Here is a 10,149-nt window from a genome sequence, read left to right as displayed (position 1 = left end):
ATCGTCATCGGTTGCGAAATCGAGATCAAGGACGGTGAGGATGTGAAGAAGGGCGCGACGGTTGCGACTTGGGATCCATACAACGTTCCGATCATCACCGAGAAGGCGGGTAAGGTGGAGTTCCGTGACATGATCGCGGGCATCACCGTCCAGTCGGAGACCGACAAGGAAACCGGCAAGAAGGGTATGGTCGTCACCGAGCACAAGGAAGACCTGCATCCGCAGGTCGTCGTGATGGATCCAAAGACCAAGGAAGTTCGTGCCAGTTACTCGATTCCGGTCGGAGCTCACCTTTCCGTCAAGGAAGGCAGCACGATTACCGGCGGCACGCAGTTGGCCAAGACTCCGCGCAAGGTGGCTCGCACCAAGGACATCACCGGTGGTCTGCCACGGGTTGCCGAGCTTTTCGAAGCCCGCAAGCCGAAGGACGCCTGCGTGATCGCCAAGATTGACGGTGAGATCTCCTTCGGCGGCACGGTCCGCGGCAAGAAGAAGGTCATCGCTACTGATCCAGAAAGTGGAGAAAGCGTTGACCACCTCGTCCCGATGGGACGTCACATCATCGTCACCGAAGGTGATCAGGTGAAGCGTGGTGATCAGATCACGGAAGGACCTGTCTCTCCGGAAGACCTGCTTGAGGCCTGCGGAGCGCAGGAACTTCAGGAGCACCTGGTGAACGAGGTTCAGTCCGTCTATCGCGTTCAGGGCGTGGAGATCAACGACAAGCACATCGAGATCATCATTCGCCAGATGCTGCGCAAGGTGAAGGTTACGGATCCCGGTGACGCCGATCAGTATCTCTGGGGTGATCAGGTCGATCGTTCGACCTTCACCAAGGTCAACGAAGAAATCGTCGCCAACGGTGGTAAGCCAGCCGAAGCCGAACCGGTGCTGCTCGGCATCACCAAGGCTTCGCTCGAAACCGATTCATTCATCTCGGCGGCGTCCTTCCAGGACACCACCCGGGTGCTGACCGAAGCGGCGACTCTTGGTAAGATCGACTACCTCACCGGCTTCAAGGAGAACGTGATCATGGGTCACCTGATTCCTGCCGGCACCGGATTCGATTGTCACCGCGACAGCGAGATCGAGTTCACCGTTGAAGAACCCGAGCCAATCGTCATCGAACCTGATGAGAATGATGGCGAGGTTGTTCCTCTGCCATCCGATGAAGCCGCAGCCAAGGAAGCGGCCGGGACGGCCTGAGTTCGCTGGAATATGATTCCCAAGCCGGTCCCGTTAATGCGGGGCCGGCTTTTTTGTTGGGCAGATCGGGGTAAGCTTGCCTCTGCGATATCTGCAAAGCTGTTATCTGGAATCTGGTTTTGCTTGAAGCATTCGCCCAGACGTTGCAAACCTCCGTCCGCCGACTCTAGGAGGGGTGGCAGAGTGGTCTATCGCGTCAGTCTTGAAAACTGAAGTAGGGAAACCTACCGTGGGTTCGAATCCCACCCCCTCCGCCATCTGGCCCCATCCCACGCAACGCGGGATGGGGCCTGATGGCGTTCGGGTGGGAGGTAATCCCGACCCGAAGGGCTGGGTTTGAAAGTGCCCGGGAGTTTAACGACCGAGTCTCCGCCCGGCCGTAGGCCGCATCGTCGATTGGACGGAGTGGAACGCAGTCAATCCCACCCCCTCCGCCATCGCCCCTGCCCAACTTGTCTGGGCAGGGGCGATGGCGTTTCAGGGTGGGAGGAGAACCCAAACTGAGCGAAGCGAAGTCAATGGGTTCGAAAGCATCCGGGAGCTTTGCGATCAAATTCTTCTTTGGCCGTAGGACGGATCTTAGATTGGACGGAGCGAAGCCCAGTCAACCCCACTCCCTCCGCCATCTGCTGGGATTGTGAGATTTCACTCTAACAAGTCGTGGCGAGATTGGTAATACACTTCAATCTACCCCTCACAGTAAAACGGTCCGTCGGCTTGATCGCCCAAGGGACACGTCGTCAGCTTCGCCGGTATAAAGGATGTACAAGCGCATACCGTCTGCGACGTCCGCGACTGAAAGGTCAAGTAGTCGATCAAACTCTCCAGACAACCTACCAACCAATGCTACAAAATCGCCCTTCAGAGAAGAATTTGCGCGGCTCTTGCTAGAGGGAAAGAGGAGCTTCAAGCAACTTTTGGCTGACTTCTAAACTGAGCAGCTCCAAGTGGAGGCTCATTCATCGGCGGAAAAATTCAGCTGCCGCCTCTGGTTCATGTCGGCGCCATTCGCGATGGACACGATCCATTGCTGAAGCTCGCAGAGAAGGGTCTTCAAGGGTGAGCACCCATTTCGCTGCGGTGGCCCCATCGAGACTTGCAATAGCTGGGGCAAATCCTGCCACAGCAGCATCACGAATATCACCTGCAGGAAGGCCGGCTAGCCACGCTGCCGTGTCTTTGTGAGCAGCTTGGGTCCAAGCAGCGGCAAAACCAGTTACCGCTCCCGCATCCTTGTCACGCAGCGTTGCAATCAGCCAATCCGCTCGTGCCCCGGTTTGCGGGCCAATATCTGCGGCGGCGATACCTGCCGCAGCCAGATCATGGCGTTCGGCTGTTAGTTTAGCGCTCGCCAGTATGTCACGAGCACTATCGAAGCCTGCGTGCTGAGAGAGGGCGCGGGTAAAATCCTGAAAATCGGCAGCCGACACGGCTACTGCGACGGCTTCAACGAGGTGGCGTTGATCACTAGGAGCTCTGTTAGATGCTGCGAGATCCTCCAGGCACGTGCTCAAGCTCTCTTCGGGTAGATGGGAAAGTTGCTCCACGGCGGCTAACAGGTTTCCCGAGAAAATGTTCAAATCGAAACGCATGCCAGCGACCTCCTCAGCCAAACCTTTAAGCCGCCCATCTGCATTCGCCGTATCAAACCATTTCCCGAGCTCCGCCGCATACTCGGGACTCCAAGCAGAACTTCCGAGAGTGCCATTTTTTCCCAAATACTGGAGCATCTTTTCAATCGGCTGCTCTTTGACTATCGTCTTATGGTAACGATCAATACCACGGATTGCCCAAGCGGGATCCGATTTCACGATCTCCGACACAAGTGCCAACCACACAAAAGCCTTCTCATGACTCGCCCAGTCTGCCTCGATTTGATCACAGGTCTTCTTGAGAGCCTTCGGTGATGCAGAGGCAAGCTTGTCTTTGCTCTTAAACAAGAACATCCTCAAAGACTCTTCAACGGCTCGCGGATCGGTCTCCGCGCCATCTAGCAGGCTATTCAATTCAGTTAGAAAGCGGTCAGGATCGAAAGCAGCGGCACTTGGGCGCGCAGCTCGCTTCGGGGAGGAGTCTTTCGTCAAGCCATTCGATTTGCTTGAGTCTGAAGCTTTGCCATGGCGAGAGAGCATCTCAAGAAGCTCGGATTCCTTCTCACGAATTCGCGAACCTTGCCAAATAAGGGCTATGGTTGTGGAAATAACGATTAAAGGGAGGAGTAGATTGGTGCGTTTCATTTCTAGAAATTCATCCTAGCGTCGGTTTTCCTCGATTACCTTCCTTGCATTGTCCCGCTGGGCTCCTTTGGGCATCGTTTCGATCATTTTTAGGGCTTCGCGGATGCTTGTCTCATTGCGCCCGGTGCTGAGTTCTTCGGCAAAAGCTGCGGTGAGATTCGGATCGCGGATACCGCTCCGCGCTACCTCGTTTTCATAAGCATTCAAGCCCTTCTCGACATCGTAAATTGTCAGACTTCCAAGGTATCGCCCAACGCTTGCCTCCGCTTGCTCCGGCGTGAGGTTTTGGCGTAGCCATGAGGTGCGGTCTGCCATTTCGCTCCATTTCCGGTCTGCACCAGCGTTATCGCCTGCAACCGTAGCTGCTCGAATCAGCATATAAGGCAAGCCGTCATCGGTGATCGGCAGGGATTTGGTCAGTTTGGCGATTCCATCCAAATCCAGCTTGGCCTCCAGCAGCGCGGATTCCATCGCTTGAGTAAAGAGAGTGTCACGCGCGGAGGGGGTGATTTTCATCGACGAAATCCAACCGATGACTCCGTCAAAATCGTCGCGTGCCAAGATTGTGACCGGCGTGGTCGTCGCCATGAGCTGTTCGCTTGGAGGAAGCTGACTGACGAAACGATCAATAAGGGCGGTATCCCGCAGCGAGCTGACGCTAATCGCTACATCCTCAGCCTTCATCTCCCCGATCATCGCTTCCGCTGCGTCGGGGTCGGTGTCTAACATGGCCTTAAAACGAACTCCTGCGAGCAGCCTGTCGAGAGCCCAGCGATCAGAGCCATCCGGCGGGATGGAATTTGGCGTGAGTTCGCCCAATTCAGCCGCGCTTAGATACCACGCATCGGCAGCAGCGGGATCTTCAGCTAGCCAGTTTCCAAAAGCCTTACCTACGTATTCCGCCCATCCCTTGTTGAATTCCGGTGCGCTGCTTACAAGGCGTGCGCCGATGATTGTGGCATCTTTGGGAGACTTTTCCGCAAGCCGTAACAGAATATCAAAAATCAACCTCGTAGGCAAATCTCCTATCAATTCCGCCTCTAACAGTAGTTCTTTCAAAGATGCTCCATTCATGCCATTGAGATCCACCGTGTATGCCCTGGCCTCGGCATTATTTTCAGGTCCGGCTTCATGAAGCCTGCGCCAGTCTTCGAGGATTTCCCTCACCGTGCGACCGTTGATGAGGACGGCAGCGGCAGATGCTGAAGGAGGAGATCTTTCTATCAAAACTTTTGACTGAAGCGCCTCAACTTCGCTTTGCAGCTGTTCGACACGGTCAGCCGTATCCTTGTTTCCCTGGTGGATGAGTAAAGCAGCTCCTCCTCCGACAATAAGGATGGCGACGGTAACGGTGGTCTTGGACATGATGATCGTAGAGATGGTTTGGGTGACTATAGGTGAAGCGCTTCCAGCTCCGGTGGCGTGAGCTTTCTTTTCGAAGATGGTGAAGGCACCGAGCCAAGTCGCTACGCGTCCAAGCCAGTCTCTGCGTGGAATTGCCGGAATGGATGATGTTGGAGAGTCGGCACTCCGGGGCAGAGGCTTCAATGGCCTTGCCACTCGGATAGCTTTCTCTGGTCTTTCCATGGCATGAAGCGCGGCACGGGTCTGCTGCTCGAACATGACGGCCTCGGTGAAGCGCTCCATGTTGGAATCTCTCTCTTTTAACCACTTGAGAAACTCGGCCTCATCATTCCCCGCAAGCACGCCGTCAAGATAGTCGTCGATAATTTGATCGGAATCCTTCATGTGAGGTCCTCCTCCAGACGGGTTTGCCTATCGATGCAAATGCGAAGTTGTGAGCGAATTCGCTGGATTTTGACACGAACTGCAGCACCACTGCCACCGATCTTTCCTGCAATCTCCTCCGCATTCAGGCCCTCAAAGTAGCGCATGCGTATGACCCGCCGGGCATGATCGGCCAATTTTTCGATACAGCCCTCTAAGGCGCTTCGTTGGTCTGACGTCTCGACAGATTGCTCTGCCCATAATTCGGTGAACTGCTCCAAGGCCTCATCATCAAAGACTAAAATGCTTCGTGCGCTATCGCGCCGCAGACTCATGACCTTAAATCGGGCAAAGCCGAGCGCCCACGCGACAAACGAGCGGCTCTCGTCATACTCCGAGAAGCGTCGGAGCATCAGTAGAGCCGTCTCCTGTAACAAATCCTCCGCAGCCCCCCGATCTCGCACTAAAGCGTGGATATAATTCGACACCGAAGGTTGTTTGGCTGTCCACAAGCGCATGAAGCGCTCCTGATCAATCTGGTCGAGCATGTCTGATGGGTATTTCCAGATGGAGACTGAAGCGTAACAATTTTTTTGGAAATAGTGCAATCGGCGCTGGGAAGAGGTAAGCCAGATACCTCCCCGACCTTAGTCGTTAGCAGCGCTTCAGTGAAAGAACTGGGGGAGCTGTAGGTCTATGTCAAACTGATGACAGAGCATCACGGTAATCTGTGCGCTTTCATTTTCTCGCTGGTTTCCGGCAGCCCCGATTACTTCGATGTCTACGTTTTTGGCCCCACATTTGCCATCGGGCCGGATAACATGGATTTTAACGATGATCCGGATTGAGACAGTCTTGTCAGTGGACTGGAATCATGGTTCGCCACCCATTGCGGTGAGTTTAGTGCCAGAATCGTGAGTCTCGCTACCAACGGCACCGTGACTACCATGACCCATCTGGAAAACGGGACTCTTCCGGAAAACACGCTCACAAGGTGGAGAGCGCTTGTTCTAGTTCGCGGATCGGGCGGGTGAGGGAAATGACGGCGTCGCCTTCGAGGATGATTTGGCTTGGGCCTTTTGCAGAAGATTTGACCTCACGGACTTGGGCAAGGTTGATCAGATTCGAGCGGTTGGCGCGGAAGAAGCCGTGGGAAAGGAGACGTTTCTCCATGGCGGCGAGGGTTTCGCGGTGGATGTGGCGGGCGTCGCGGCAGTGGAGGATCACGTAGTTGGCGGCAGCCTCGACATGTTGGATGTGGCGGACGCGGAGAAAGTGCAGGTGTTCGCCGTCACGGACGGCGATGCGCTCGTTGGCATGGTGCTGCACCCGCTGCAGGAGCGATTCGATGTCGGTGGCGGGGTTCTTGCGCGGTTCGATCGAGATGGCTCGGTCCAGTGCGGCTAACAGGCGGTCGTCTTTCCAAGGCTTGAGCAAGTAGTCGACGGCGCAGACCGAGAAGGCCTCGATGGCATGTTGGTCGTAGGCGGTGGTGAAAATGATAGCCGGACGAGGGTGGTCGGAGGGGAGGTTGGCAATGACTTCGAAGCCAGTGAGTTCGGGCATCTGGATGTCGAGGAAAAGCACGTCGATCTCCTGGTTGATGAGGGCATCGAGGGTGTCGGCGCCGTTCGAGCACTCGGCGATAATTGTGCAGTCCGGGCGGGTGCCGAGGACTCGTCGGATGCGGGCGCGGGCGGGTGCCTCGTCGTCGGCGATGAGAATGCGGATGGTGGCCATTTTCAGGAGAGCGGCAGGCGCAGGGTGACGCGGGTTCCCTGCTCGGAGCTGGCGGCTTCGAGCAAAAGGCGGTGGCGCTCGGGGAAGAGGGTTTCGAGCCGGCTGCGGATGTTGGAGAGGCCGGTGCCGGTGCCTTTGGTGGCGGGCGAGGCATTCAGGCCCACGCCGTCGTCCTCGATTAGGATGATCAGCTCGCCATTCTCGAGTTGCGACGAGAGCCACAGGTTGCCTTGCCTGGCGAGTGGTTCGAGACCGTGCTGGACTGCGTTTTCGACCAGTGGCTGGAGCACGAAGGGTGGGACCGGGACAGCGAGGGTGTTCTCCGGGAAATCGCGATGCACGGTGAGGCGGTTGCCAAAGCGGTGCGACTGGAGCGCGAGGTAGTGGTCGAGCAGGGCGAGTTCGTTGCGCAGTGGGATGAGGCCGTTGCCGCGCTCGACGGTGAGTGAACCGCGCAGGAGATCGGAAAGGTGGACGATCATGTCGACGGCCTTCTCGGGAGACTCGTGGACCTCGGATGAGATCGAATTGAGTGCGTTGAAAAGAAAGTGCGGACGCAGCTGGGCGTGGAGTTCGGAGAGGCGGGCTTCAGCGAGTTCCTTGCTGACGATGGTGTGCCGCTGTTCACGGTCGCGGATGTGTTTGAGGAAGACACCGAGGTGAACCAGCCCCCCGATGAGCACGAAGCCGCCGAGGTGAAGCAGTGAACCCAGCACCAGGTTCGGTCGGGTGATTTGACCCAGATCAGGGGCCTGTACTTTAGGAATGTCGATGCCCCCCGATCCATCGACGGTCATCGATTCCGGGCCCGCTGGCTTGGCAATCACGGTGACCTCCGTGTTGGGTCCGCGAGCGGCAGGGTTCACCATGGCTTCTTCGATTTGCTTGCTGATCTGCTCTTCGTCCAAGGGCAGTCCCAATTGATCTTCTATTTGGGCGAGCAGATCCTTCAGGCCTTCGACCTGAAGGTCGATTTTGACGGGCTGCTCAGGGCTTTCCTTTTTTCCCGATGATTGCTTGGAGAGCAGTTCTTTGCCGTCGATGAGGACTTGCGGCATTGATCCCAGTTGAGCGTAGGAAAGATAGACGAGCTGTGGGAGGCGCTCGCCGTAGCCGCTGGCGAAACGGTAGCTGAGGTAAACGAAGGATGCTGCGCCGAGTAGCACGAGAGGCAGTGCCAACCAGGTCCGCCGTAACCCGATGGGGAAGCGCAGGCTGAGCCAGATCACCCATGGGGCAAGAAGCAGCCATGGATAGATCGGATAGAAGGTACGGTCAAAGAGCGGCCATCCACCGGTGTCGCCGACCTGCTCGCTGCGAATGATGATCGGCTCGGCGGGCGGACGGTTGAACAGCCAAATGACGATCCAAGCCACTCCAATGGTCCACAACCCGAGGAAGACAGGCCATGGATGACGGCGGAGGATTTGGATGAGTTTCATGGGCTGATGGTAACGGGGAAAGTGTCACTCGTCCTTCGGTTCTGAGGGTTCGGCACGCAGCCGCGTGAGCGCAGCTTGGACGGATGGCACGGTGAGCGCGAGCGTTCGGTGACGGAGGGAGCGACAAATATTGATGCCGTAGGCGAGGCCGCTCGCATCGAAGATCGCGGATCCGGTTTCCGAGGCAATGATCGGGAGGTGATGATAGTAGCATTCGGGGAACGGACTGCGACGAGTGCTGAGCTTGCCGCCTCCAGCGCTGAGCCCCATGAGTTGCTTGTCGATGCGTGCGGCTTCCGGAGAGAACCCGCTGCCTTTTGTGGGTGGCTGATCAAGAATGGGGGATACCTTGAATTCTTTGCCGTCGCGCTTGAGCGTTAGACGAAGTTTGTCACCCGGCACGCTGCTCTTGATAATATCTAACAGATTTCTGGGACTTGAGATTTCTTGCCCATTGGCTTTGGTGATGCGGTCGCCTTCCAGAATTCCCGCCCGGTCGGCCGGGCTATCGGGCATCACCACGGTGGCGAGGGGCGCGTCTTCCTCAAGCTGGACGCCCAGGTAGGGAGGCGTGCTTCCGAAACGATATCGGGCTTCCTTTCCACCAGGGACGATGGTGCCGTGAGGACGTGTGATCGCCGCGCATTCCATCGTCATGTCGTCACCGGTCGGGCTGTAAACGAGGGTGCCTGGTGTGGGCGTTGCCTCGCTCCATTCGACAGCGGCGAGGGGTTCCGGGGCGGCTTTGGCGAATCGCAAAAGGGCGAGGTCAGAAAGCTCATCCTTGGCGACGACTTCGATCGGGAGGCTCTCGTCCTGATAAACGGCGACCAGTTCGGCATCTTCGGGCAGGAGTGAGGCTTGGGTAAGCATTTCGCCATCGGCCGATACGATGGTTGCGAATCCGAGTTTCGAGTTGCCGTCCTCCTTGTGAAGTTCGAGGACTGAGTAGCGGGCTCGCTTTTCGAGTTCGACGAGGGGTTTGATGAACTCGGATTCGAGCTCTTGGACGTCGCGGCTTACTGCCGTCGACATCCCTCTCGCGCTCATCGCAGTGAGGACGTCGGTGACCGGTGGGAGGAAGTGCCGCCGAGCAGGGCGGGAGGATGGCGCGATCGAGAAGCTGAGGGTTTCGCCACCGCGCTGGGCAGTGACATCGAGTGAATCGGGCAGCGCGGCGGGGTCAAGCGAACGAAGAGCGAGCGCGAAGGCCGGGGCGGTGGCGGCGGACTTGCCGTTGAAAGTGAGCAACTGGTCCCCGGACTGGAGGCCCGCCCCCGCGGCAGGGGAATCTGGCTCGATTTCGGCGATGACTGCAGGGCCGGTCGAACTATTGAGGGCGAAGCCGAGCTTCGGCTCTTCGGCAGCTTCTTCCTCCGGCTCCCATCGCTCAAGGTGGGCCTGCATGCGGTGAAGCGAAAGCAAACGGGGCCGCTCGACCAGGGCTTCCAGGCCGTCCCTCGCTGCGTGCAAAGGAAGCAATTCGAGAAACTTTTCCCGAACCTCGGCGAAGGGATCTTCGAGGTAGTCGTGCTGTTCGAAGAAGTCGGGTGACTGGCCGTTGGCTCCACCGCTCGACAGGGTCTCTCCTGCGATGAACTGATCCCAGCTTTTTCGGAGAACGCTGACAGGGACGTGGTTGTTCGCGAACCATGGCAGGTTAATGTTAGAGTTGATCCCGATGACCTCGCCACGGAGATTGAAAAGCGGTCCGCCGGAGTCGCCGGAAATGACGGTGCAGCTCGTGGAAACCGGGTCGCTGAAACCAGACTCCGTTCCGGCACGCAAAATACGGC

Annotated in this window: 7 protein-coding genes, 1 tRNA gene and 1 pseudogene; 3 read left to right on the top strand and 6 right to left on the bottom strand. The window is 57.3% G+C overall.

Features of this window, described 5'->3' with window-relative positions; genetic code table 11:
* Both WBG04_RS14280 and WBG04_RS14275 read left to right on the top strand, forming a co-directional pair.
* Positions 1 to 1,206, top strand: a pseudogene (locus tag WBG04_RS14280) (DNA-directed RNA polymerase subunit beta'); the annotation flags it as partial.
* A gap of 169 nt (positions 1,207 to 1,375) precedes the next feature.
* Positions 1,376 to 1,463, top strand: a tRNA-Ser gene (locus WBG04_RS14275).
* A 702-nt stretch (positions 1,464 to 2,165) separates the two neighbouring features.
* Here the strand turns inward: WBG04_RS14275 and WBG04_RS14270 are convergent.
* From WBG04_RS14270 to WBG04_RS14260, 3 genes are read right to left on the bottom strand one after another with little or no spacing between them, the layout of a single operon-like run.
* The gene (locus WBG04_RS14270) at positions 2,166 to 3,443 is read right to left on the bottom strand and encodes a hypothetical protein (protein ID WP_424315123.1); all 1,278 of its coding nucleotides are present in this window, start codon (positions 3,441 to 3,443) and stop codon (positions 2,166 to 2,168) included.
* A gap of 15 nt (positions 3,444 to 3,458) precedes the next feature.
* On the bottom strand, positions 3,459 to 5,192 hold the full coding sequence (locus WBG04_RS14265) for a hypothetical protein (RefSeq protein ID WP_424315122.1): 1,734 nt from the start codon (positions 5,190 to 5,192) through the stop codon (positions 3,459 to 3,461).
* Positions 5,189 to 5,719: a sigma-70 family RNA polymerase sigma factor gene (locus WBG04_RS14260; RefSeq protein WP_424315121.1), complete on the bottom strand. Its 531-nt coding sequence runs from the start codon at positions 5,717 to 5,719 to the stop codon at positions 5,189 to 5,191. Before WBG04_RS14260 ends, WBG04_RS14265 begins: the two co-directional genes overlap by 4 nt.
* A 159-nt stretch (positions 5,720 to 5,878) precedes the next feature.
* Between WBG04_RS14260 and WBG04_RS14255 the strand changes: the two genes are divergently transcribed.
* Positions 5,879 to 6,019 (top strand): hypothetical protein, encoded by a 141-nt coding sequence (locus WBG04_RS14255; RefSeq protein ID WP_424315120.1) that lies wholly within the window; start codon positions 5,879 to 5,881, stop codon positions 6,017 to 6,019.
* Between the two features lie 139 nt (positions 6,020 to 6,158).
* On the opposite strand, the gene WBG04_RS14250 is transcribed toward WBG04_RS14255, so the two are convergent.
* The 3 genes from WBG04_RS14250 to WBG04_RS14240 all read right to left on the bottom strand — a co-directional run.
* On the bottom strand, positions 6,159 to 6,911 hold the full coding sequence (locus WBG04_RS14250) for a LytR/AlgR family response regulator transcription factor (protein WP_424315119.1): 753 nt from the start codon (positions 6,909 to 6,911) through the stop codon (positions 6,159 to 6,161).
* A 2-nt stretch (positions 6,912 to 6,913) separates the two neighbouring features.
* The gene (locus WBG04_RS14245; protein WP_424315118.1) at positions 6,914 to 8,353 is read right to left on the bottom strand and encodes a sensor histidine kinase; all 1,440 of its coding nucleotides are present in this window, start codon (positions 8,351 to 8,353) and stop codon (positions 6,914 to 6,916) included.
* Between the two features lie 24 nt (positions 8,354 to 8,377).
* Positions 8,378 to 10,149, bottom strand: a 1,772-nt coding sequence (locus WBG04_RS14240) for a PDZ domain-containing protein (protein ID WP_424315117.1), incomplete at its 5' end; no start/stop codon positions are given.

This window comes from Haloferula sp. (assembly GCF_049672945.1).
Classification (GTDB): Bacteria; Verrucomicrobiota; Verrucomicrobiia; order Verrucomicrobiales; family Akkermansiaceae; genus Haloferula.
The sequence above is the reverse complement of the archived record's forward strand: the minus strand, read 5'-3'. Positions and strand labels throughout refer to the sequence as shown.

Excerpts from the sequence above, each read along its gene's own strand:
- WBG04_RS14270 (WP_424315123.1), bottom strand. The coding sequence starts at position 3,443 with ATGAAACGCACCAATCTACTCCTCCCTTTAATCGTTATTTCCACAACC.
- WBG04_RS14265 (WP_424315122.1), bottom strand. The coding sequence starts at position 5,192 with ATGAAGGATTCCGATCAAATTATCGACGACTATCTTGACGGCGTGCTT.
- WBG04_RS14260 (WP_424315121.1), bottom strand. The coding sequence starts at position 5,719 with ATGCTCGACCAGATTGATCAGGAGCGCTTCATGCGCTTGTGGACAGCC.
- WBG04_RS14255 (WP_424315120.1), top strand. The coding sequence starts at position 5,879 with ATGACAGAGCATCACGGTAATCTGTGCGCTTTCATTTTCTCGCTGGTT.
- WBG04_RS14250 (WP_424315119.1), bottom strand. The coding sequence starts at position 6,911 with ATGGCCACCATCCGCATTCTCATCGCCGACGACGAGGCACCCGCCCGC.
- WBG04_RS14245 (WP_424315118.1), bottom strand. The coding sequence starts at position 8,353 with ATGAAACTCATCCAAATCCTCCGCCGTCATCCATGGCCTGTCTTCCTC.